Here is a 22,463-nt window from a genome sequence, read left to right on the forward strand (position 1 = left end):
GGCGGTGAAAAATTTGGAACAAATAAAATGTGTTTGTGGTCACGTAAACCCAATTGGTACAATTTTTTGTGAAGCTTGCGGGAAGCCTTTTGAAGATGAACAGGATACAAATTTACTAGATATGCGATATGAGGGAAGTGCACGGCGCTCTCTTACACATACCAAAACAGTAATAGATAAAATTTGGAGCTTTTTTTCCTCCGTAAAAGTTGGAATATGGCTTATTGTAATTACACTTATCGCGTCTGGGATTGGAACGATTTTTCCGCAAGAAATGTATATTCCACCAACCATCACGCCGGGAGAATATTATGAACAGCAATATGGTTTCCTTGGAAAATTATATTATCAATTAGGATTTAATAATCTATATAGTTCCTGGTGGTATATGATTTTAATAGCATCTATTGGGATTTCTCTTGTTATATGTAGTTTAGATCGTGTTGTTCCTTTATATAAAGCGCTGAAAAAACAAAGGGTAACAAGACATCCAAGTTTTTTAAAAAGACAGCGATTATACGGAGTAGCGTTTGCGACAACAGAAGAGATTGCACGTGTGAACGAGAACTTGAAAAAGAAAAAATACAACATTCAAGTGGAAGATGATAACATTCTAGCAGAAAAAGGCCGTTTTTCACGCTGGGGTCCATATGTAAATCATATTGGTCTTATTATTTTCTTATTTGGAACGATGCTGCGTTTTGTCCCTGGTATGTATGTAGATGCATCGCTTTGGCTTCGTGAAGGTGAAACGAAAGAAATTCCTGGAACAGACGGAAAGTACTATTTGAAAAATGAAAAATTTATTAAAGAAGTTTATGATAAAAGTAAAGAAAATGAAGTATTTAATGAGGCGATTGACCGAGTTGGAAATAAAATGATTGCAAAAAATTATCAAACAAATGCCGTGTTGTATAAAGTGGTCGGGAAAAATGTTGCTGGCGAGCAGCCGAAACTTGAGAAAGTGAAAGAGTATAACATTCGGGTAAATGAACCTCTTAAATTTGATGATTATGCTCTGTACCAAGTTGATTTTAAAGAAGGCGAATTTAGTAAAATGTCTTTCTCTTTACAAAAGAAAGATGGCGGACAAAAATGGGGTCCGATTACAGTTGACCTAACAAATCCAAAAGAAACATACGATTTAGGAAATGGATATTCTTTGCATTTGTTAAGTTATTTTCCCGATTTTTACTTTGATGAAAGCGGAAAGCCGAATACAAAAACGAAGCTTCCTAACAATCCTGCTTTTGTCTTTAAAATGTTTACGCCTGAAACGCCGAATGGAGAAGTAAGCTTTGTCGGAATTCGACAAAATATAGAGCCCGAAGGAAACAACTTATACAAAATGTCTTTTGCAGGTGTAGAAATGCGCAATGTTACAGCACTTACTGTTCGGAAAGATTTAACACTTTGGGTTATAGCTTTAGGAGGTTTTATTTTCATGGTCGGTGTTATCCAAGGGATGTATTGGAATCATCGTCGCATTTGGATACAGCGTGTTGATAATGAATGGTGGATTGCTGGTCATACAAATAAAAATTGGTATGGTTTGCGAAAAGAGATCGAAAAAGTGTTAGAAGGAACAAATATTCCGCAGCCAAATGATAGAGTAAATGAGAAAAAATTAGTTAAGGTGGGGAGAGAGTATGGTAGAAATAAGTAGTAATTTCTTATTTACTGCTTTCGTATTATATTTAGTTGCAACACTGTTCTTTGGGGGAGCGATTAAAGAAAAAGGGCGAAAGTGGGCAAACATCGGGATAAGTATTACGATTTTAGGTTTTGCTGCTCAGTCAGTATATTTTGTTACGAGATGGATTGCATCAGGGCATGCACCGGTGAGTAATTTTTTTGAGTTCGGGACATTTTTCGGTATGATGATGGTTGGTGCGTTTATTCTTATTTATTTTATGTATCGGACAAGTATACTTGGCTTATTTGCGCTTCCAGTTGCTATTTTACTAATTGCCTATGCAAGCATGTTTCCAAGAGAAATTACGCCACTTATTCCATCGTTAAAAAGTAACTGGCTACATATTCATGTAACAACAGCAGCGGCTGGACAAGCTATTTTATCGATTAGTTTTATTACGGGGGTTATATATTTACTGAAAAATGTGGACCAGTCCAAAAAAAGCAAGCAAACATTTTGGCTGGAAGCAGTTATTTTTTCGCTTGTTTGTGTAATTGGATTTATAGCAGTGACAACTGCTTTTTCAAGTGTGAAGTATGAAGCGAAGTTCCAATGGATTAATAAAAATGAGCAGCAAGCAGAAATGGTATATAATTTACCTGCTTTAGTCGGTCCCCATGAAGGCAAGTTAGTTACAGTTGAAAAATTTGAACCTGTAATGGAAACGCCGGCTATTATCAATGCGAAAAAATTAAACACAGTGATTTGGTCGATACTTATAGGGACGGGTCTATATATTCTCTTAAGATTGATTTTGAGAAAACGAGTAGCAGCAGCGATTCAACCTGCACTGCAGAAAGTTGATAGTGATTTGCTTGATGAAATCGGCTATCGCTCTGTCGCAATTGGATTCCCAGTCTTTACGTTAGGTGCATTAATCTTTGCGATGATTTGGGCACAAATTGCATGGACGCGTTTTTGGGGCTGGGATCCGAAAGAGGTTTGGGCACTAATTACTTGGCTCTTTTATGCAGCGTTTTTACATTTACGCTTATCGAAAGGGTGGCACGGTGAAAAATCAGCGTGGCTTGCAGTAATTGGCTTTGCAATTATTATGTTTAACTTTGTAGTAGTAAACTTAGTGATTGCAGGTTTGCATTCGTATGCATAACAAAAATTGAAGTTCAACGAATTCTATTGTGCAGTTCATTATTGCGGTATAAAATAGGAAAGTGACTGTCACTTTCCTATTTTAATTTTGTTAATTTCTTTTCTTTTTTGAGAAAAACATGACAAAGTATAGAGTGATTTTGTAAAATAATGTCGAGGACAAATGATATAGTTCAGGAAAAATACATATTTTTGGAAAAAATATGAACATATTTTATTATTTATGTGAAACATAATGCAAAAGTGAACTTTCTAATCGTGACGAGGTTTGTCTGTGAAAAGTTATTTCACTCTAATGAGAAATTACTACTAGCATGTGTCCTATTGATTTAACTAATTCTGATAAGGGAAGTTTCACTTTATTGAAGAAAGGTAGGTGTGAACCGCTGTGACATGTATGTGTACAGCGGATAGCCATGGAAAATGAACTAAAGATTTTAATTGTAGATGACGAAGATCGTATCCGTCGTTTGTTAAAAATGTATTTAGAGAGAGAGCAGTACATCATTGATGAAGCTGACAACGGAGAAACGGCTTTAGAAAAAGCATTGCAAACTGACTATGATCTTATCCTTTTAGATATTATGATGCCTGGAAAAGATGGTATTGAAGTTTGTAAAGGTATTCGTGAGAAAAAGGCAACGCCAATTATTATGCTAACGGCAAAAGGAGAAGAAATAAATCGAGTGCAAGGATTTGAAGTTGGCACAGATGATTATATCGTAAAACCGTTTAGTCCGCGTGAAGTTGTGTTGCGTGTAAAAGCTGTGTTACGTCGTTCAGTTACAACAACATTCTTTACACAAGATACAACAACAAAAGATGTTACTGTATTCCCGCACTTAACAATTGATAATGATGCACATCGTGTTACAGCAGATGGAGAAGAAGTGAATTTAACACCAAAAGAATATGAATTATTACTATTTTTAGCGAAGGCACCTGATAAAGTGTTTGACCGAGAACAATTATTAAAAGAAGTATGGCAGTATGAATTTTTCGGTGATTTACGTACGGTTGATACGCACGTAAAGCGTTTGCGTGAGAAATTAAGTAAAAAATCAGCAAATGCAGCGAAAATGATTGTAACAGTATGGGGTGTTGGTTACAAGTTTGAGGTTGTGAACGATTGATGCTTTGGAAAAGTGTTGTTGGGAAATTATGGATGACAATTTTACTCCTCGTTTCCTTCGTCCTAGGCTTTGTTGCTATTTTACTTTCTCAGTTTTTCGACAATTATTATGTGACGATGGGAGAAACGAGGCTGACGAATGTTGCAACGAGCGTTTCTGAATTAATAGAAGAGGGAGCAGATGAGAAGACGATAGAACATATCGCATATAAATTCGTTGATCCTCTTTCGCGAATTATTGTTGTTAAAGAGGGTGATAAAGTATCTGCTTCTCCGACTCAACGAGGATTGGTAACATTAACACTAGATGATTTAAAAAATGACAAAGAGTTACAAGCGGTATTTACAGAACGTAAAAAGGTACAAAAAATAAAAAGCGTCCCAGATGAAAAAAACAAGAAAAATCATGAAAATGATATTATGGTTGTCGGTGTTCCGTTAAAGTCATCAAAAGATGGTGCAGTTTTTGTATATCAATCGTTACAGGTCCCAAAACAGGGAATAGAAAAATCGACAGATTTTATCTTTTTATCTGCGGGGATTGCAATTATTTTAACAACATTCTTTGCGTTTTTCTTATCAACCCGGATTACAGCACCACTTCGTAAAATGCGTGAAGTAGCTTTTGAAGTAGCGCGCGGGAAATTTGATGCAAAGGTACCAGCGGTTTCACAAGATGAAATAGGTGAATTGGCAACAGCTTTAAATCAAATGGGGAAACAATTGAAGTTTAATATTAATGCCCTGCAGCAAGAAAAAGAACAGCTTTTTAGCATTTTAAGTAGTATGGCCGATGGTGTTATTACGTTAAACCAAGAAGGAGAAGTTGTTGTAATTAATCCGCCAGCAGAGCGTTTCTTACAAGTATGGCATGAAGAAAAAGAGATAGAGTTAAGTGCAAGTTTGCCATCTGAGCTTGTTGAACTGTTCCATTTAGTTGTAGAAAGTGAACAGCAACAAGTTGTGGAAATTAATTTAGAAAAAGGTAATTATGTTGTATTGATGACACCGCTATACAATCAGACAAAGATTCGAGGGGCTGTTGCAGTTCTTCGTGATATGACGGAAGAACGTCGTCTTGAGAAAATGCGGAAAGATTTTATTGCAAACGTATCGCATGAATTACGTACACCGATGGTTATGCTTCAAGGATACAGCGAAGCAATTTTAGATGATATTGTTCAAACGAAAGAAGAAGTACATGAATTTGTGCAAATCATTTATGATGAATCTGTACGATTAGGGCGTCTTGTGAATGAATTATTAGATTTAGCTCGAATGGAGAGCGGTCATGTAGAATTACATATATCAGAGGTAGATGTCGTTCCGTTTGTTGAAAAGATTGCCCGGAAATTCCAAGGGATAGCAAAGGAAAAAGAAGTACAATTGTTAGTTGATTTTCGAACTTCCATAAAGCAGCATTCTTTTGATCCTGATCGAATGGAACAAGTGTTAACAAATTTAATTGATAATGCGTTGAGACATACAAATACCGGCGGTAAAGTATCGCTTATTATTGATGAGAAAAATAACGGAATTGTATTTGAAGTTGCAGATTCTGGGGTTGGTATTCCAGAGGAGGACATTCCGTTCTTATTTGAGCGTTTTTATAAAGCAGATAAAGCTCGTACACGCGGGAAAACAGGTGGTACAGGCTTAGGGCTTGCGATTGCCAAAAACATTGTGCGAGGGCATGAGGGTAAATTAACAGTGTCGAGTGTAGTAGGTGAGGGTACAACATTCTCTGTATATTTGCCGTCAGAAGTATGATGAAAAGCTTATCTTTTTTGATAAGCTTTTTTTATAGCGTGAAACAATGAGTAGTAGGGGCTGAATTCTCTAATGAGTACCAATTAAATTTTTATGGATAAGTATCTGTAGTCTATATAAATCCAAATTAAAAAACGACATAAAACCATCTTTTTTTAGGTGGGCGAGAGAAGCGGTCAGGGCCTTTTCCTGCCACACGCGAAGTTTAAACAAAGGGAGAAAGCGAGTGGAAGCTCCTTTTTTCTGAATAGCAGCAATCTATATGTTGGAAAATCAAAATGGATTCATATAGTAAAAGAGTATATAAGAGAAGGGAGAAAAGTATGAAGCTCTATACAAAAACAGGAGATAAAGGCCGAACAAGTCTTATTGGAGGACGCGTAGATAAAGATGATTTGCGTGTGGAAGCATACGGAACACTTGATGAGGCGAATTCGTTTATTGGGCATGCAATGACACTACTGCAAGATAAATTGTTTCAAGATATTTACCTGGAACTTGAAAAGATTCAGCATGAGTTGTTTGATTGTGGCGGGGATTTAGCGATTGTGAAGAAAAAAAATCCGTATAAAGTAACAGAGGATATCATTACTTTTCTAGAGAAAAGGATTGATGTATATATGAAAGAAGCACCGCCACTGGAGCGCTTTATTTTACCAGGTGGAAGTGAAGGAGCAGCGATTATTCATATCGCTCGTACTGTTACAAGAAGAGCAGAACGGTGTATCGTTTCTTTAAAGAAACAAGATGAGATAAATGAACATGTTTTGCAATATGTAAATCGGTTATCGGATTATTTATTTGCAGTTGCAAGAGTTGTGAATAATCGTTTGAATGTAAAAGATGTAGAATATGAAAGAAGCGCAATTGTATTTCGGGATGAGCAAGAAAAGAAAGAGAAATAGACTCTTTCTTTTTTTGTATACTTTTTTCTATAATTAACCACAATAGAGAAAGTGTGATGGTTATTTAGAAAACGGAGGATTTACAATGAAAGCTTTAAAGGTGATATTGTTTTTCTTTTGTATCTTTTTTATAGGACAAACAGAAGGAGTTGCTGAGGAAAAACAGTGGACGTGGCCGGTAGAGGGACGAATTAGCGATTATTTTGGAACGAGAAATGGAAAGCATTTTGGCATTGATATTGCTGCACCAATAGGTACTTCAATTGCAGCTATGCAAGATGGCATTGTAACAAGATCTTATTTTTCTGATAGTTATGGTCATGTTGTATTTATTAAACATAGAGATTATGAAGCTGTATATGCACATATGAATAAACGACTTGTAAGAGAGGGAGAAGAGATTTTGCAAGGGCAAATAATTGGACAAGTAGGGAATACTGGACAATCTAATGGTGCGCATTTACATTTAGAAATTCATAAAGGGTCTTGGACGATAGCGAAAACACATGCGGTTAATCCGCTGCAAATTCTTGGAGAAAAACAAAATACAGTAGTATCTGCTTCTGTATATGTTGTACAAAAGGGGGATACATTAGTGAGTATTGCTAGGAAGTTTGGCACAACTGTTGGAGAATTGAGAGTAAAAAATCAACTGCAAAAAGATATCATTTATCCGTCGCAAAAATTACATATTAATTGAAAAAAGAGCTAGGAAGCCTAGCTCTTTTGTTGTTACCAAAAAATAAAGAGACAAATAAATCCAGCAATTGCTAAATAGCTATAATAATAAAATACTTTTTCTCTTGTTTTTTCTTCTGTTTTAAAAAGGACAATAGTAGGTTCAATAAGGCCGATAACAAAACAAAGTAGACCGAGCAACATACATCCGAGGGACAGTGAATACAAAGCGACTTGGATGACTTGAAATGGAACGATAACTTTTAATACAAACGCAATGAGTGCAGTATAGAAAATTGTTCCAATATACATATTTAATGTTGTATTAGAGCGATAACCGGGCAGTTTTTTGAAAAATGGTCTAGAAACGATTTCTATTTCTAAAGATGTGTAAGTTTCAATGATTTTTTCTGCCTTCTTTCCCTGGTGAAACAGAGAAAGAATCCAATTCCGTTTTCCTTGAAAGACGAACTGGGTTTTTGTTAAATAATGATCGATTTTGACTTTTCTCCAGCTTTTCCATGGGTGTCGTTCGCAGAGCTTTAGTTTACTGTCTGAATCTTTATCATATTGGTATATGCTAATTCCATGTTCATCAAAGGCAGCATAATATGTATCTCTTGAGAATTTTCCTAAGTCAACAGGACAATAGAACAGTAATTCCTTTTTTAAATAAAAGTATTCTTTGCGAAGATTTTTTTTCATAACTTCTTGAATAGGCTGTTTTTTTTCTTTACTCATGACATTTCCTCCACTGTAAGAAAATGCGGTTTTCTTAACAATATCATATCTTATCACTTTCGTGTACGAATGGCTAGAGAATTGTAAACAAAAAGGAACAAACACGAAAAAATGTTCTTTTTTGTCATATTATTTACTGGTTGTTAGAATGTCATGCAGTTAAGAATGTTTGACTATATAAAGTTTAATAAGAATTATATAAAGTGAAACTTCCGTCAGTGGGGGTCTTACTGCCCGCAAATAGCGGGATAAATAAAAATTAAAAAACCTTGTACTTTTAGATAGGATAGAGTATTTGACCATACATAGAAGCGATCAGGGCCTTTTTCTGCCACATGCAAGGGAAAGTGCTGCACAATGTGAATGAAAAAGAAGCATTTTCATTCACATTGTTTTAAAGTTGTTGTATAATGATGGGGAAAATAGAATATCGGTCTATCTTCGGGGCAGGGTGAAAATCCCGACCGGCGGTGATGAACACATGTATTTGTTCTAAGCCCGCGAGCCGTTAAGGCAGGATTTGGTGCGATTCCAAAGCCGACAGTACAGTCTGGATGGGAGAAGATGGAGGTTCAAGCGTTCAAAAAAGATAAGTATTTGAACGTCTATTTGATGTGCCTAAAATTTCTCCCTTTGCGTTTCAGATGCAAAGGGTTTTTTCATGCTAAAATATTAGGGCATAGCAGAACCTTTCCACTTTCCATGAGATGATCGATGGAAAAGGAGAGAGAAATATGAAACAACAGAAGAGTGTAGTAAAAATGATGAGCGTTGCGATGCTAGGTAGCATTGCGTATTTACTAATGATGCTGGATTTTCCATTTCCAGGATTACCGCCGTTTTTGAAAATTGATTTTAGTGATGTCCCAGCATTAATTGTAGCTATTATTTTTGGGCCGCTTTCAGGGGTAATTGTAGAGGCGATAAAAAACGTTCTGTATTATGGCATCCAAGGAAGTTTGACGGGAGTGCCGGTAGGGGAAATGGCGAATTTTATTGCTGGATGTCTCTTTATTCTTCCGGCATCTATTTTGTTTCGTAAACATCGCACAGTTAAAAGTTTAACAACTGGATTGATGTTAGGAGTAATTTGTATGACTCTTATTATGAGTGTGCTAAATTATTTTATCATTTTACCAGCTTACACTTGGTTCTTAGGTCAACCTGCTATGTCTAGCGGTGCAATGCGTCAAACAATTGTGGCGGCAATTTTACCTTTTAATTTAATTAAAGGAATTATAGTAACAATTGTTTTTGTTCCTTTATTTTCTCGATTAAAAGTATGGGTGTTTGCGAAAATGCAAAATGCATAAATAGAAGATTTTGCATCAGTGGAAATTTTTCTGCTGATGCTTTTTTATCCTGTAAAAGTCTGATTGCCGAGAGGTTTCCATTCATTTGGAAGGGAAATAACAATGATGGAAATTCATTTTTATAAAATAAAAAATACCCCTCAAATAATGAGGGGTATTTTTTGAAGTCAACGATGGAGACTATTCGAATTTTAATGCATCGCCGTCAAATGCTTCATCTGCTACCTTAATAGAATCAGTTGGGCAACCTTCAAATGCATCCATCATATCATCGATTAATACATCTGGAATTTCAACGATACCTTGGTTATCATCTAACGTTACGAATGCAATACCTTCATCATCGTAATCATAAATATCTGGTGCAGCTGCTCCGCAAGCTCCACATGCAATACAAGTATCTTTGTCAACGATTGTATATTTTGCCATCTTTATATTACCTCCTAGAGAATATGTATAAAAAACACTGATAAAAATTCTAATCTTATTGTAAAACGGTTTTTGGAACTTTTCAATATAAAATTATAATGATAATGCTTATCAATTAGATCTGTCAACTAATTTCTTTAGTTATCCATGATGTTTTTAAAATATCTAAATAAGATGCATTTTGTTACAATGGAAGTAGAAGTAGACTGAAAGGGTGGAAGCGGCATTGCAGCTACAATATACCGTACTATACTGTTTAAAACAATTAGAAGGTGAACGAACAGTTTCTTCTATTTATTACCTTTTAAAAGGAAAGCGTTCTTCACAAACATTACAAGATGGGAATATGTTTCACCTTTCCTTTTTATTTGGTGTATATAAATCTTTAAGACGTCATAATTATGATAAACAGATTGAAACATTATTAAACGCACAACTTATTACGTGTGTGCATGAAAATACTTACATTTTAACTGAAGCGGGAGAGAAACAAATAAATGAATGGGAGAAAATATTTTATTTTCCGAAACATTTACATGGCCTGCAATACGGCGAACTTGGAGAGAGTTTTTGGAAAAGATTATCTTTAATTATACAAACTGTATCTAATTTGCAGCAGCAATGTGTGAAATTTCTTCCGATTCAACAAGATACAGAAATTACGATATGGGTAAAACGATTTATTATGAGCTCTTCTGTTTCAAGAGGACATTTAGCAAAGCAGTTATATAAAGAAATAAATTTCATATTAATGAATGTGACTTCTATAGAAGCAACTATTTTTGTGTACCGTCTAACGGGATATCATCGTATTGGTTATACAACAGATCAGCTTGGAGATATGATGAAACAAGATGCGTTTCGCGTATATCTTTTATTTTGGGGAACAATTCATTTCATCATTCAACATGTGCAACATCATAAGCAACAGTTTCCGTTGTTAACACAAATCATTGCGTATCCGAATGAAAAAGCAGATTTATTTAGTATATCCACACAAAAAACGTATCAATTATGGAAACAAGGAAGAACTATGGAAGAAATTGCGAGAATCAGGAAACTAAAGGTTGCAACAATTGAGGATCATATTGTAGAAATTGCATTACGTGAGAAAGAATTTGAAGTAGAGCAATTTATAGAAAAAGAAAAAATGAAGCAAATACAGAACATGATTGAGAAGTTACAAACGCGGAAGCTGCGAATATTAAAACAAGCTGCTGGAGAGCATGTTTCCTATTTTGAGATTCGTCTTGTATTAGCGCGAGTAGGGGGATTACATGAAGCTTGAAAATAGTTTATATCAGTGGTTTGGATACCGAACATTTCGATCAGGGCAAAAGGAAGTTATTGAAGATTTATTAAAGGGAAATTCTGTTGTAGCGATGCTGCCAACCGGTGGCGGGAAATCGCTTTGTTATCAGCTACCAGGTCTTGTACAAGATGGAACGGTACTGATTGTTTCACCGTTATTGTCATTAATGGAAGATCAAGTTACACAATTAAAATATATAGTAAAAAATCAAGTTATTGCTCTTAATAGCTTTCGGACAATGATAGAAAAAAAAGAAGCTATGCGGCGGTTGCATTCCTATAAATTTGTATTTGTATCTCCCGAAATGTTGCAATCAGATATGTTGTTAAAAGAATTACGAAAAATTCATATTTCTTTATTTGTTGTGGACGAAGCACATTGTATTTCTCAATGGGGATATGATTTTCGAACAGATTATAAAAAGCTAGATCAAGTTATCGCATCGATGGGTTACCCACCGGTTCTTGCTTTAACAGCTACTGCTACGAAAGAAGTATTACAAGATATTATTGAAAGCTTACATTTGAAAGATGTGAAGCAGCATTTACATTCGATTGATCGTCCTAATATTGCTATGAAAATCAAGTTTGTTCAAACTATTCAAGAGAAAAAAGAAGTATTATTATCTCATGTGAAATATTTACAAGGTCCTGGGATCATTTATTGTTCAAGCAGGGCTTGGACTGAACGTCTTGCAGCGTATTTAAGGGATGAAGGTATTGACGATGTTGCACATTATCACGGGGGAATGGAACATGAAGAGCGGATGTTAATTCAGCAACAATTTATGAACGATCAACTTCAACTTGTTGTGTGTACAAGTGCATTTGGTATGGGAGTAAATAAGCAAAATACACGCTATATTATTCATTTTCATTATCCAATAAATATAGAATCTTATTTACAAGAGATTGGACGAGCGGGCCGTGATGGAGAGCCAAGCATTGCTATTTTGTTATGTAGCCCGCTTGATCATGATTTGCCGCTCTCCATTATTGAAGAAGAATTACCAAATGAACAACAAATTCGTTTTTTATTTTCCTTATTACGGGAAACAACGTTACAAAACAAAGTGTTATCGTTAGAAGATGTAGAAGAAATTTGCTATAATGCAGCGGGATTGAATGAACAATACTGGAGATTTATTCGATATCATTTCGAAAAGATGAAAATCATACAACGTAGGAAATTGATAATTGAATCCTTGTCAGATGAAGCGGAGCAGAAATTAATTACAGAAGTAAGAACGCGGCTTTGTAATAAATACGGTCAACTAGAAACGATGAAAGAATGGATATGGCGAACAGATTGTAAAAGAGAAGCAATTCTTTCTGAATTTGGATATACAAAGGAAATGCAACCGGAAAATTGTTGTACTTATTGTGGGATTCATATGGAAGATTATAAAAAAAAGAAAGCGAGACAATCTGTTTTCGACTATAATTGGGAAACAGAGTTACAATTGCTCTTCGGATTTAGAGGGAAGGAATGATGGATATACGCAAGAAAAGTATTGAAGACATGAACCCAAAAGAAATCCGATTGAATTTATATATTACACAAGTAATCGTTATATGTATGGGAATACTATTAGCGTATATATTCTTTCCAAGCATGGATACATTTCTATCTTTGTGGAACTGGGATTTTTCATCTATTTTTTTTATAGGTGGCGGAGTAGCTTGTATGATTGTTCTATTGGATTATATTGCGATGCATCTCTTTCCTGAATCATGGTTTGATGATGGTGGGATAAATAATCGTATGTTTCAAGGCATGTCTGTTATTCATGTGTTGGTTGTTACTGTTTTAATAGGAACAGCAGAAGAATTTCTATTTCGTGGTGTGATACAAACGTATTTTGGTCTAATTTTTGCGAGTGTGGTATTTGCGATTTTACATATTCGCTATATTACTAAGCCGTTTTTATTTTGTTTTGTATTGCTAATTAGTATTGTATTTGGTTATGTGTTTCAATATACAGGGAATTTATTAATTACAATTTTTGCGCATTTTTTAGTCGATTTCATAATGGGATTACAATTAAGAAATCAAATGAAAGATGGTGGTGACCGAGATGACGACGAGGCAGACAACAGAGTTTGAAGAGAATATGGAAGAGTCAACGCAAACAGAAGAGGGTTTACCGCCACGTAGTGAAGTTCATAAAGACAAACAAAAGAAAAAATCAAAATTTAAAATAAAGCACTTTTTTGTTCGAATTTTAACCGTATTATTTATCCTTCTTCCTGTTGGGGTTTTATGGTATACTGAGCATTACATTGTGGAAAAAAACAAGAAATCTGCTGCCGATTCTGAACAAAGTGCATTTGAAGTTATTTTTTTTAATTCAAAAAAGAAAACAAATCATGAACCAAAATCATCCTCATCAAAGACATTTCAGTTTCATACAGTGAAAGAAGGAGAAACTTTGGGAGAGATTGCAAAGAATTATTTTCCGGACGAAGATGGAATAGCGATTATAAAGAAATATAATGAGGTAGCAGAAGTATTAGAACCAGGACAGGTATTGAAAATTCCGAAGAAGACAGGATCAGAAACGAAAAAATAAAGTAAAGAGAAATTTTTATTCTGCAATTCGCTGACGGTAAGCCCCCTATCTTAAGATTGTGAGGAATTTGTGGAATAACTGCTGGCTCACATTAATCTTATTTTTACAGAGAGTAATTCCTCTCTCTTTATAAATTTGATGTAGGTCTTACTGCACGCAAATAACTTGATGAAGAAAAACCTTCTACTGATTGTAGAAGGTTTTTCTTCAAGATGTGTTATGATGTGATTATATAAATTCATTTTAATTTTTCGACATATAAGTTGCTGCTATGCAGAATACAACATGACCTGTACTTGCTTGCTCCCTTTAAACCTCGTATGTGGCAGGAAAGGGCCCTGACCGCTTCTATGCACGGCCAGATGCTCTTGTCCTCTCCTAAAAAGAAAGGGGTTTTTATGTCGTTTTTTTAACTTGTATATATAGATAGATTCTGTTAAGAAGAAAGTTGGGAAAAGTGTATGTCATGGGGAGTTTTAGGCTGTTTTATTTTATGTATTGTAATTGTTTGTTTTATTATGATGTATAGAGAAGCGATGCATGATACATTGTTAGAGCACACCATATCATTTGCGAATTTTCCAATTAGTTTTGGAGAAGTTCGAATTTTTTTTATTTCAGATATTCACAGAAGAACGGTCTCTCGATCTTTAATACAGCAAGTGAAAGGTAAAGTAGATCTTGTTATTATAGGTGGGGATCTAGCGGAACAAGGAGTACCTCTATCACGAGTAGCTGATAATATTAAACGGTTAAATGAAATTGGGCAAGTATATTTTGTTTGGGGAAATAATGATTATGAAATTGATTTTCACGAATTAGACGCGTTACTTCTTCAAAATGGTGTGAAAATTTTGGATAATACGGCGACTTTATTTGAATCGGAGCTTGGAGAAAAAATATGGTTACTAGGTGTTGACGATGTAGGTTTGAAGCGTGATCGATTAGATTTAGCATTAGCAGATTGTAAAGAAGAGGGTTTTCGCATCCTTGTGAGCCATAATCCTGATATTTTATATAAATTAAATGGAACCGAGCACATCTCCTGTATATTAAGTGGTCATACGCATGGTGGACAAATTCGATTGTTTCATGCTACACGTTTTTTGAAAGGTGGAATTTATGAATATCCACATACGACTTTGTTTGTAAGTAATGGTTATGGAACAACATTTGTACCATTGCGTTTTCGTGCGCCTGCACAAACGCATTTGATTACATTTCGAAGAAAAGATTGACGTTGTTTTTTTAAGGTGGGAAGATATATGCCAAGATCAACAGGTAAATATAATATTAAAGCAATTTCAAATATGCTCGGTATACATCCGGGAACATTGCGAGCTTGGGAAAGACGATATCAAATCATTACACCGAAACGTAATGATGCTGGACATCGTTTATATACGGAAGAACATGTTCAAATCTTTAAATGGCTTATTAACAAACTGGACCAAGGATTTACCATTGGACAAGCAGTTAGTTTATTAGAAAATAATCAATTACGAAATCACAATTTATTGGAAAAAGAATATAATAAAGTAGAACTTTTAGTAGACGATATCTTGTATTCTTTGTTAAAATTTGATGAAATACAAGCTCTTGAATTATTGGATGAAGCGTTTAGTATTTTTTCTATAGATAAAGTAATTGCAGATATATTCATAAAATTGTTGGTCAAGTTAAGAGAGAAACGCTTGAATGAAAAAATAACAAGCGCAGAGGAACAATATGCAATGTCCCTTTTACGATCACGTATGGGAGCGATTTACTATAGTATACCCACCAATACAGGAACATCAAAGGTGCTTTCAATATGTGTTCCAGGAGAATTACATGAACTCGAATTATTTATTTTTACAACATATTTACGACGAAAAGGTTATCCAACAATCTATATTGGGACAGGCATAGAAGAGGACAGCATTTATGATATAATCACACGAGTAAATCCTAAAATTTTGTTTATTTCTTGCACAATGCAGGAAAATATAATGGCAAGTGTTCAGCTTGCAAAGAGATTACGTGAGCAATATAAGAATCTTACTATCGGACTTTCTGGTGTTGCTTTTAGATTTGCTTCTAATGAAGAAAAAGAAGAGATTCATAACTTGTTTGTTGGCGATACGAGAGAAGAGTGGGATGAATGGTTAAAAATGTCAGAATAGTTGTTCGGAAAGAACCATCTATATTCTGTTTCATATAATAAAAATTAGATACAACGGTTGCGTAAGGAGGTTACGGGATGAGGCTGGAACGTTTAAATTATAATAAAATAAAAATCTTTCTAACGTTCGATGATTTGTCAGAACGTGGACTTACGAAGGAAGATTTATGGAAAAATGCTCCTAAAGTACAACAACTATTTCGAGATATGATGCAAGAAGCAAATAAAGAGCTCGGCTTTGAAGCTGATGGCCCAATTGCAGTAGAAGTGTTTTCATTGCAAGCACAAGGTATGGTTGTTATTGTTACAAAAGAAAATCAAGAGTTAGATACGGAAGAAGAATTTCAAGATGAATTTATTGAAATGCAAGTTACTCTTGACGAGAGTGAGCATATATTATACGAATTTACTTCATTAGACGATATAATTGCATTAGCTGGTCGTTTATATGGCCTAGGAATAACAGGTGGAAAGCTTTATGGATGGCAAGATCGTTTTTATTTATGGTTAGAAGAGGAAACGACTACGTTATTGAAAGAAGATATGATTGCTATTTTAGCGGAATTTGGTAACTCTTCCACAATTACAATTTATCGAATGATGGAATATGGAAAAGAACTGATGGCAAATGACGCAATTAAACAAATCTACAATTACTTTATCACAAAAGAAAACCTCAGCTAAGTGATATAGTTGAGGTTTTTCTTTATATAAAGCATTTAAACATTATATTATATAAAAAACGTTAATTTTTTAATCATTTTGCTTTTCTAAAAACAACAAAAAGACTATAATAACATTGAAAACGTTTGCAAAAATAAAAAAGGTTTGCATATATTTGTTAGCGTTTTCTCTTGCATTCCTATTTTAAGAGTGTATACTAGGCAATGAAGGTTTACTAAACAAGTGAAATTACAGGGGGTTTACTTACTATGGTAGCCGAAAAGGGAGCTCAAACACAAACACAACAAAGAGAACAACATTTTGAACTGTTGAATTCGACGCAAATTGTTATTAAAGAAGCCTTAGAAAAATTGGGTTATCCAAACGAAGTATATGAATTACTTAAAGAACCGATTCGTATGATGACAGTAAAGATTCCAGTTCGTATGGATGATGGAACTGTTAAAATATTTACAGGATATCGTGCTCAGCATAATGATGCTGTTGGCCCAACAAAGGGTGGTATTCGCTTCCATCCAAATGTAACGGAAAATGAAGTGAAAGCACTTTCGATTTGGATGAGCTTAAAATGTGGTATTGTTGATTTACCATACGGTGGAGGTAAAGGTGGTATCGTTTGTGACCCACGTGAAATGTCTTTCCGTGAGTTAGAAAGATTAAGTCGTGGCTATGTAAGAGCAATTAGCCAAATCGTAGGGCCGACAAAAGATATTCCAGCTCCAGACGTATTTACAAATTCACAAATTATGGCATGGATGATGGATGAATATAGCCGCATTGACGAATTTAACTCACCTGGATTTATTACAGGGAAGCCTCTTGTATTAGGTGGATCTCATGGTCGTGAAACAGCGACTGCAAAAGGTGTAACAATTTGTATTCGTGAAGCAGCGAAAAAGCGTAATATTGATATTAAAGGTGCGCGTGTTGTTGTACAAGGATTTGGAAATGCAGGTAGCTTCTTAGCTAAGTTTATGCACGATGCAGGAGCGAAGGTAATTGCGATTTCGGATGCTTACGGTGCACTTCATGATCCAAATGGTTTAGACATTGATTATTTATTAGACCGTCGTGATAGCTTCGGAACAGTAACAAAATTGTTCAATAATACGATTTCAAATAAAGAATTATTAGAACTAGATTGTGATATTTTAGTGCCAGCTGCCATTGAAAATCAAATTACAGAAGAAAATGCAGCAAATATTAAAGCGAAAATTGTTGTAGAGGCAGCAAACGGTCCTACAACATTAGAAGCAACGAAAATTTTAACAGAACGTGGCATTTTACTTGTTCCAGACGTATTAGCAAGTGCTGGCGGCGTAACAGTTTCTTACTTTGAGTGGGTACAAAACAACCAAGGTTACTATTGGACAGAAGAAGAAGTAGAAGCTCGTTTAGAAAAAGTAATGGTAAGCTCGTTTGATTCTATTTACGAAACATCGCAAGTTCGTAAAGTGGATATGCGTTTAGCAGCTTATATGGTTGGGGTTCGTAAAATGGCAGAAGCAAGTCGCTTCAGAGGCTGGGTATAAACCGATTATTGATTATGAAAACCGCAATTTCCTTGAAGGAAGTTGCGGTTTTTTGTCGTAATTAGATTGAAAGATTAAGTGGAGTTTCCATTCGTATTTTTACTGATGGTAAGTTGAAGGAATGTATATAAGTTACAAAACTGACATAAAACCCCTTTCTTTTTTATGTGAGGACGAGAGCGTCTGGTCGTGCATAGTAGCGATCAGGGCCTTTTTCTGCCACATGCTTGGTTTAAAACAAAGGGAGCAAGCAAGTGTAGGTCGTGATGTATTCTGCATAGCAGCGACTTATAAAGAACAGCGGAGCCGACTGTTTAAGCCCGTTGGATAAGCTTCTTTCACACAGAAGGTGTTTTTTACCTTCTCGTGTGGAAGGTTCTTAGACATGAGGGCTTAGGAGGCAGAGCTAGACAAAGATGTCGGAACATTAAAACAGATTTATACAGAAAAGTGCTGAAGGAAAGGCGGAGAAACATGCAAATAGATTTAATGAAACGAGTGATTGAATTAGAACAACGAATTATGAATTTAGAAAAGAAATTAGAGGAAAAACAACCGAGAAAAATACCACCTATTCGGTTGTTAGGAGAAGCACTTGCTTCTCTGTTGTTTGGAATATGTATTATTGGTCCACTCATTACAGGTGTATGTGCATTAGTTGTATTGCTTATGAGTTACATGAATTTATAAAAAGTAAAAAAAGAACAGTTGTTCTGGTAGAACGTTTGTGCTATACTCTCCTTAGATAGAAAAACAGAAATAAAGTGAAATTTCCATGGTGAGGAGTTTAGTCGGCATTCATTGATGGAAAGCATTCGCTAATTATAAAGGAGAGATTTTAATGAAAACGACTGCAGAACAACGTTTTATGATGCCAGCACATGTAATGGAGCGAGTTGGAGTTTTATGTAAGAAGAACGTGAAAGGTTCTTCCTTCCTGCGTACAGTGAGTCGTTTTTTTGGTTTAGAAACGAAACAAGATGAGATTTGGTTTTATGGCTTTTATACGGTGGCGGTAAGTGTACTATTGTTTATGGTGTTTGTTTCGAATAGGATGGATTTTCTGTTTTTATAATAATGTTTGCGATAGGGACACATCATCTGAATACATATAAGATTAGAGAGATTATTCTATAAGAGCGGAGATGATGTTAATGGCGAAGTTTCCTATACAGCGAAATTACATTAAACATGGAAGCTCAAGGTCTGGCCTTCCACTTTCAAAAGTTCGTTTTATTGTCAGTCATGACACAGGGAATCCAGGTAGTAATGCAATTGGAAATCGAGACTATTTCAATGAAGTGCAACCGAAAGCTTCAGCTCATACATTTATTGATGATACAACCATACTCGAGATTATTCCAATCAATGAGGTAGCCTACCATGTTCGGTACAACGTTCCAACAGATAATGATATGTATGGTTACAATGCTAATAGCGCAGCGATTGGCGTTGAACTTTGCTATGGTGGGAATGTGAATTTTTGGGATGCATATACACGTTTTACTTGGTATCATGCCTATTTGTGTCATAATTTTGGGTTGAATCCAAGGTCGGATATTGTTTCACATAAAAAGCTTGATCCTGCTCGTAAAATTGATCCAGAACGCGTATTAAATAATCAAGGTATACCTTTTAAACAGTTTTTAGCGGACGTCTATCGCATGTACGTATCGTATAGATGACAAATATATGAAAAATGAATACAATAAAGATAGGTGCCTACTGCTGAAAGTAGGTTTTTTCTTGTTTTTAATTGTTTATTTGGATAGAGAGTAGAAGACTAGGAGTTGAGCCTTACATGGAAAAGGAAACAGCAATTATCATCGGAGGCGGGCCGTGTGGATTAGCGGCAGCGATTGCGATGCAAAATGTTGGAATTAATCCACTTGTGATTGAAAAAGGGAATATTGTTAATGCAATCTATAATTATCCAACACACCAAACGTTTTTTTCATCTAGTGAAAAACTAGAAATTGGTGGAGTGGCCTTTATTACAGAAAACCGTAAGCCTGTTCGGAATCAAGCATTAGCATATTATCGGGAAGTAGTGAAACGGAAACATGTACGTGTGAACGCGTTTGAACGAGTAGAAGAAGTAAGGAAAGAAGAAGATATCTTCCTTGTTCAAACAATAAAAGATGATGGAGAACAAAAGAAGTACAATGCAAGATATGTTATTATCGCAACTGGATATTATGACAATCCTAATTATATGAATGTTCCTGGAGAAGAGTTAGAAAAAGTAGCGCATTATTTTAAAGAAGGGCATCCCTATTTTAATCGGGACGTTATCGTCATAGGTGGAAAGAATTCAAGTGTAGACGCGGCGTTAGAGCTTGTAAAATGCGGAGCACGTGTGACAGTTTTATATCGTGGTCAAGTATATTCTCCAAGTATTAAGCCGTGGATTTTACCAGAATTTGAAGCGTTAGTTCGGCAGGGAACGATAAAAATGGAATTTGGTGCACATGTAAAAGAAATTACAGAACATACAGTCACATATACAGTGGGAAACGAAGAATATACGGTTTCAAATGATTTTGTCTTTGCCATGACAGGTTATCATCCAGATCATAGTTTTTTAACAAAAATGGGTGTAGAAATTGACTCTGAAACAGGAAGACCGCTGTATAAAGAAGAGACGATGGAAACGAATGTGGAAGGGATTTTTATTGCAGGTGTAATTGCTGCTGGTAATAACGCAAATGAAATTTTTATAGAAAATGGTCGATTCCATGGAGATGCAATTGCGAAAATTATTGCAGCTCGAGAACAGAAAAATGAATAATGGAATAGTGACAAATGAAAAACACCTCCGTCTAATTCGTAAGTTTAAGAATTAGACGGAGGTGTTTTTGTTACAATCAAATTTTAATGTCTAAACATAGCCTGAAGTTCTGTTTGTTCTTTTGTTCCTTCTAGTGCAACAAGTAGCTTAATACGAGCCTTTTGAGCATTTAAACCATATGTGAAGATAATGCCCATATTTTTCAATTGTTTGCCGCCGCCCTCGTAAGAATATACATCTTGGACAATTCCGTTAAAACAACGAGAAACAAGAACAACTGGAATATCTTTATCTATCAAACGTTGCAGAGCAGGAAGTGTACGCGGTGGTAAGTTTCCTTGTCCGAGTGCTTCGATAATGATTCCATCAATTGGCAATTGTTCAATTGCCGCCAATAATGTTTCATCCATACCAGCATACGCTTTTAATATGACAACATTTTTTGTAATTTGTGTGACAGCATATTTTTCATGATGTACTAATGCGTGATGGAAGACGACACCGCGCTTTGTTACCATTCCAATTGGTCCGTATTGTGGACTTTGGAATGTTGCTACGTTACTTGTATGTGTTTTTGTCACATTCGTTGCACAGTGAATTTCATCGTTTAATACGACAAGAACGCCTTTTCCTTTTGCCTCTTCACTACTCGCAACTTTTACTGCTGACAAAAAGTTATATAAACCATCCGCCCCTAACTCATTACTTGAACGCATTGCTCCTGTAACGACAATTGGAACATCAGCTTGTACAGTTAAGTCAAGAAAATAAGCTGTTTCTTCCAGTGTGTCTGTTCCGTGTGTAATGACAACACCTTGCATGTTATCGTTCTTAACCTTCTCGTTAATCATGACTTGCAATTGCAACATTTCATTTGGTGTCATGTGAGGAGATGGAAGATGAAAGACATCTTCAACAATTAAATCGATATCTTCTTCTAAATTTGGAATGAATTTTAAAAGTGGATTTTGTGCGCCTGGTTGAACAACTCCAGTTTCTTTATCTTCCTCCATCGCAATTGTTCCACCTGTGTGTAAAACAAGAATTTTTTTCAATGCCTTTACCCCTCTCCAATCAATGAAAATACATTAAAAACATAACATGATTTGATTGAATTCGACAATGAAAAAAGTATAAAACTTATAAGCGAATATCACAATGAAAATAAAGTGAAAATTCTATCAGAAGGGAGAGCTTCATTCTGCCTGTTAACAGTTATCTATTTTGTAATTTAAAGGCGGACGTTTTAGCGTCTGCTAGAGCGAAATGATGAGTAAAAGGAGATGTAGGTTTTGAAAACGATAGAGAAAATTTTAATTTGGTTACTTATTGGACAATGCCTTTGTTTGTGTATTGTTCAATTGCTTTTAACAGAAGAGAACATAGCGAAATATGTATCAAAAGTTGTCTATTATGAGGGAGTCACAAAAGGGGTTATAACAAATATTTTAGAGGTCAATCAATAGTTTTTTCGTTTGCTTCTAAGAAAGAGTGTGCTACAATAGTTGAGGACTTGAAACGGGGTAAAGTGAAACGGTTATTAGTGTAAAAATCCAATCGTTAATGGAATCAATCGGATTTTTACTTCCTGTTAATGTAAAATGAAACAATGATGAGGGAAGCAGGGAATACCT

General features: G+C 35.3%; 23 protein-coding genes and 1 riboswitch. Of the genes, 20 read left to right on the plus strand and 3 right to left on the minus strand.

The features are described 5' to 3' along the window. Nucleotides 1-13 precede the first annotated feature (13 nt). The 6 genes from resB to WAZ07_RS05275 all read left to right on the plus strand — a co-directional run bounded on the left by resB (nucleotide 14) and on the right by WAZ07_RS05275 (nucleotide 7,313). Nucleotides 14-1,666, plus strand: coding sequence for a cytochrome c biogenesis protein ResB (gene resB / locus WAZ07_RS05250; protein ID WP_336471604.1), 1,653 nt, complete (start codon nucleotides 14-16; stop codon nucleotides 1,664-1,666). Next, on the plus strand, nucleotides 1,650-2,807 hold the full coding sequence (gene ccsB, locus WAZ07_RS05255; RefSeq protein ID WP_336471605.1) for a c-type cytochrome biogenesis protein CcsB: 1,158 nt from the start codon (nucleotides 1,650-1,652) through the stop codon (nucleotides 2,805-2,807). The genes resB and ccsB overlap by 17 nt, the downstream gene beginning before the upstream one ends. Nucleotides 2,808-3,222: 415 nt before the next feature. Next, nucleotides 3,223-3,939 (plus strand): DNA-binding response regulator ResD, encoded by a 717-nt coding sequence (gene resD / locus WAZ07_RS05260; RefSeq protein WP_090915519.1) that lies wholly within the window; start codon nucleotides 3,223-3,225, stop codon nucleotides 3,937-3,939. Between the two features lie 32 nt (nucleotides 3,940-3,971). After that, complete coding sequence (locus WAZ07_RS05265; RefSeq protein ID WP_336471806.1) at nucleotides 3,972-5,708, plus strand: ATP-binding protein; 1,737 nt, start codon at nucleotides 3,972-3,974, stop codon at nucleotides 5,706-5,708. A 323-nt stretch (nucleotides 5,709-6,031) separates the two neighbouring features. Then, nucleotides 6,032-6,613, plus strand: a complete 582-nt coding sequence (locus WAZ07_RS05270) for a cob(I)yrinic acid a,c-diamide adenosyltransferase (protein WP_336471606.1) — start codon at nucleotides 6,032-6,034, stop codon at nucleotides 6,611-6,613. Nucleotides 6,614-6,698: 85 nt separating this feature from the next. Next, complete coding sequence (locus tag WAZ07_RS05275; RefSeq protein ID WP_090915523.1) at nucleotides 6,699-7,313, plus strand: peptidoglycan DD-metalloendopeptidase family protein; 615 nt, start codon at nucleotides 6,699-6,701, stop codon at nucleotides 7,311-7,313. A gap of 32 nt (nucleotides 7,314-7,345) precedes the next feature. Here WAZ07_RS05275 and WAZ07_RS05280 read toward each other — a convergent pair whose 3' ends face one another. Next, nucleotides 7,346-8,032, minus strand: a complete 687-nt coding sequence (locus tag WAZ07_RS05280; protein ID WP_336471607.1) for a hypothetical protein — start codon at nucleotides 8,030-8,032, stop codon at nucleotides 7,346-7,348. Nucleotides 8,033-8,465: 433 nt separating this feature from the next. Further along, nucleotides 8,466-8,602: riboswitch (FMN riboswitch) on the plus strand. A 164-nt stretch (nucleotides 8,603-8,766) separates the two neighbouring features. On the opposite strand from WAZ07_RS05280, the gene WAZ07_RS05285 reads away from it, so the two are divergent. Next, nucleotides 8,767-9,345: an ECF transporter S component gene (locus tag WAZ07_RS05285; protein ID WP_090915527.1), complete on the plus strand. Its 579-nt coding sequence runs from the start codon at nucleotides 8,767-8,769 to the stop codon at nucleotides 9,343-9,345. Between the two features lie 180 nt (nucleotides 9,346-9,525). Here WAZ07_RS05285 and WAZ07_RS05290 read toward each other — a convergent pair whose 3' ends face one another. After that, nucleotides 9,526-9,774, minus strand: a complete 249-nt coding sequence (locus WAZ07_RS05290) for a ferredoxin (RefSeq protein ID WP_017152544.1) — start codon at nucleotides 9,772-9,774, stop codon at nucleotides 9,526-9,528. A gap of 226 nt (nucleotides 9,775-10,000) precedes the next feature. On the opposite strand from WAZ07_RS05290, the gene WAZ07_RS05295 reads away from it, so the two are divergent. The 12 genes from WAZ07_RS05295 to WAZ07_RS05350 all read left to right on the plus strand — a co-directional run bounded on the left by WAZ07_RS05295 (nucleotide 10,001) and on the right by WAZ07_RS05350 (nucleotide 20,829). After that, nucleotides 10,001-11,062: a YpbB family protein gene (locus WAZ07_RS05295; protein WP_090915529.1), complete on the plus strand. Its 1,062-nt coding sequence runs from the start codon at nucleotides 10,001-10,003 to the stop codon at nucleotides 11,060-11,062. Continuing rightward, nucleotides 11,052-12,578 (plus strand): RecQ family ATP-dependent DNA helicase, encoded by a 1,527-nt coding sequence (locus WAZ07_RS05300; protein WP_336471608.1) that lies wholly within the window; start codon nucleotides 11,052-11,054, stop codon nucleotides 12,576-12,578. Before WAZ07_RS05295 ends, WAZ07_RS05300 begins: the two co-directional genes overlap by 11 nt. After that, nucleotides 12,578-13,192 carry a CPBP family intramembrane glutamic endopeptidase gene (locus tag WAZ07_RS05305; protein ID WP_336471807.1) on the plus strand — a complete coding sequence of 205 codons (615 nt, stop codon included), beginning with the start codon at nucleotides 12,578-12,580 and terminating at the stop codon, nucleotides 13,190-13,192. The genes WAZ07_RS05300 and WAZ07_RS05305 overlap by 1 nt, the downstream gene beginning before the upstream one ends. Continuing rightward, the gene (locus WAZ07_RS05310) at nucleotides 13,164-13,658 is read left to right on the plus strand and encodes a LysM peptidoglycan-binding domain-containing protein (RefSeq protein ID WP_336471609.1); all 495 of its coding nucleotides are present in this window, start codon (nucleotides 13,164-13,166) and stop codon (nucleotides 13,656-13,658) included. The genes WAZ07_RS05305 and WAZ07_RS05310 overlap by 29 nt, the downstream gene beginning before the upstream one ends. A 461-nt stretch (nucleotides 13,659-14,119) precedes the next feature. Beyond that, a complete protein-coding gene (locus WAZ07_RS05315) occupies nucleotides 14,120-14,896 on the plus strand; it encodes a metallophosphoesterase (RefSeq protein ID WP_336471610.1) in 777 nt (258 codons plus the stop codon). Between the two features lie 27 nt (nucleotides 14,897-14,923). Further along, nucleotides 14,924-15,823, plus strand: a complete 900-nt coding sequence (locus WAZ07_RS05320; protein ID WP_336471611.1) for a MerR family transcriptional regulator — start codon at nucleotides 14,924-14,926, stop codon at nucleotides 15,821-15,823. Nucleotides 15,824-15,900: 77 nt separating this feature from the next. Next, nucleotides 15,901-16,506: a genetic competence negative regulator gene (locus WAZ07_RS05325; RefSeq protein ID WP_336471612.1), complete on the plus strand. Its 606-nt coding sequence runs from the start codon at nucleotides 15,901-15,903 to the stop codon at nucleotides 16,504-16,506. A 248-nt stretch (nucleotides 16,507-16,754) separates the two neighbouring features. Next, the gene (gudB, locus tag WAZ07_RS05330; RefSeq protein WP_336471613.1) at nucleotides 16,755-18,038 is read left to right on the plus strand and encodes an NAD-specific glutamate dehydrogenase; all 1,284 of its coding nucleotides are present in this window, start codon (nucleotides 16,755-16,757) and stop codon (nucleotides 18,036-18,038) included. 474 nt (nucleotides 18,039-18,512) lie between these two features. Next, nucleotides 18,513-18,728 (plus strand): hypothetical protein, encoded by a 216-nt coding sequence (locus WAZ07_RS05335; protein ID WP_336471614.1) that lies wholly within the window; start codon nucleotides 18,513-18,515, stop codon nucleotides 18,726-18,728. Between the two features lie 151 nt (nucleotides 18,729-18,879). Continuing rightward, the gene (locus WAZ07_RS05340; RefSeq protein WP_336471615.1) at nucleotides 18,880-19,113 is read left to right on the plus strand and encodes a DUF3961 domain-containing protein; all 234 of its coding nucleotides are present in this window, start codon (nucleotides 18,880-18,882) and stop codon (nucleotides 19,111-19,113) included. 79 nt (nucleotides 19,114-19,192) lie between these two features. Further along, a complete protein-coding gene (locus WAZ07_RS05345; RefSeq protein ID WP_090915547.1) occupies nucleotides 19,193-19,723 on the plus strand; it encodes a peptidoglycan recognition protein family protein in 531 nt (176 codons plus the stop codon). 116 nt (nucleotides 19,724-19,839) lie between these two features. Next, complete coding sequence (locus WAZ07_RS05350; RefSeq protein WP_336471616.1) at nucleotides 19,840-20,829, plus strand: YpdA family putative bacillithiol disulfide reductase; 990 nt, start codon at nucleotides 19,840-19,842, stop codon at nucleotides 20,827-20,829. Nucleotides 20,830-20,912: 83 nt separating this feature from the next. On the opposite strand, the gene WAZ07_RS05355 is transcribed toward WAZ07_RS05350, so the two are convergent. Further along, nucleotides 20,913-21,884: an asparaginase gene (locus WAZ07_RS05355; protein ID WP_336471617.1), complete on the minus strand. Its 972-nt coding sequence runs from the start codon at nucleotides 21,882-21,884 to the stop codon at nucleotides 20,913-20,915. 237 nt (nucleotides 21,885-22,121) lie between these two features. On the opposite strand from WAZ07_RS05355, the gene WAZ07_RS05360 reads away from it, so the two are divergent. Further along, entirely contained in the window at nucleotides 22,122-22,295 is a 174-nt protein-coding gene (locus WAZ07_RS05360) for a DUF5359 family protein (RefSeq protein ID WP_336471618.1), read from the plus strand. The last annotated feature ends 168 nt before the right edge of the window (nucleotides 22,296-22,463 follow it).

Origin of the sequence: Bacillus bruguierae, assembly GCF_037104725.1 — a bacterium.
Classification (GTDB): Bacteria; Bacillota; Bacilli; order Bacillales; family Bacillaceae_G; genus Bacillus_A; species Bacillus_A bruguierae.

Bases quoted from the DNA above. Each gene is read 5' to 3' on its own strand.
- ccsB (WP_336471605.1), top strand. From the start codon at position 1,650: ATGGTAGAAATAAGTAGTAATTTCTTATTTACTGCTTTCGTATTATAT.
- resD (WP_090915519.1), top strand. From the start codon at position 3,223: ATGGAAAATGAACTAAAGATTTTAATTGTAGATGACGAAGATCGTATC.
- WAZ07_RS05265 (WP_336471806.1), top strand. From the start codon at position 3,972: ATGACAATTTTACTCCTCGTTTCCTTCGTCCTAGGCTTTGTTGCTATT.
- WAZ07_RS05270 (WP_336471606.1), top strand. From the start codon at position 6,032: ATGAAGCTCTATACAAAAACAGGAGATAAAGGCCGAACAAGTCTTATT.
- WAZ07_RS05275 (WP_090915523.1), top strand. From the start codon at position 6,699: ATGAAAGCTTTAAAGGTGATATTGTTTTTCTTTTGTATCTTTTTTATA.
- WAZ07_RS05280 (WP_336471607.1), bottom strand. From the start codon at position 8,032: ATGAGTAAAGAAAAAAAACAGCCTATTCAAGAAGTTATGAAAAAAAAT.
- WAZ07_RS05285 (WP_090915527.1), top strand. From the start codon at position 8,767: ATGAAACAACAGAAGAGTGTAGTAAAAATGATGAGCGTTGCGATGCTA.
- WAZ07_RS05290 (WP_017152544.1), bottom strand. From the start codon at position 9,774: ATGGCAAAATATACAATCGTTGACAAAGATACTTGTATTGCATGTGGA.
- WAZ07_RS05300 (WP_336471608.1), top strand. From the start codon at position 11,052: ATGAAGCTTGAAAATAGTTTATATCAGTGGTTTGGATACCGAACATTT.
- WAZ07_RS05305 (WP_336471807.1), top strand. From the start codon at position 12,578: ATGGATATACGCAAGAAAAGTATTGAAGACATGAACCCAAAAGAAATC.
- WAZ07_RS05310 (WP_336471609.1), top strand. From the start codon at position 13,164: ATGACGACGAGGCAGACAACAGAGTTTGAAGAGAATATGGAAGAGTCA.
- WAZ07_RS05315 (WP_336471610.1), top strand. From the start codon at position 14,120: ATGTCATGGGGAGTTTTAGGCTGTTTTATTTTATGTATTGTAATTGTT.
- WAZ07_RS05320 (WP_336471611.1), top strand. From the start codon at position 14,924: ATGCCAAGATCAACAGGTAAATATAATATTAAAGCAATTTCAAATATG.
- WAZ07_RS05325 (WP_336471612.1), top strand. From the start codon at position 15,901: ATGAGGCTGGAACGTTTAAATTATAATAAAATAAAAATCTTTCTAACG.
- gudB (WP_336471613.1), top strand. From the start codon at position 16,755: ATGGTAGCCGAAAAGGGAGCTCAAACACAAACACAACAAAGAGAACAA.
- WAZ07_RS05335 (WP_336471614.1), top strand. From the start codon at position 18,513: ATGCAAATAGATTTAATGAAACGAGTGATTGAATTAGAACAACGAATT.
- WAZ07_RS05340 (WP_336471615.1), top strand. From the start codon at position 18,880: ATGAAAACGACTGCAGAACAACGTTTTATGATGCCAGCACATGTAATG.
- WAZ07_RS05345 (WP_090915547.1), top strand. From the start codon at position 19,193: ATGGCGAAGTTTCCTATACAGCGAAATTACATTAAACATGGAAGCTCA.
- WAZ07_RS05350 (WP_336471616.1), top strand. From the start codon at position 19,840: ATGGAAAAGGAAACAGCAATTATCATCGGAGGCGGGCCGTGTGGATTA.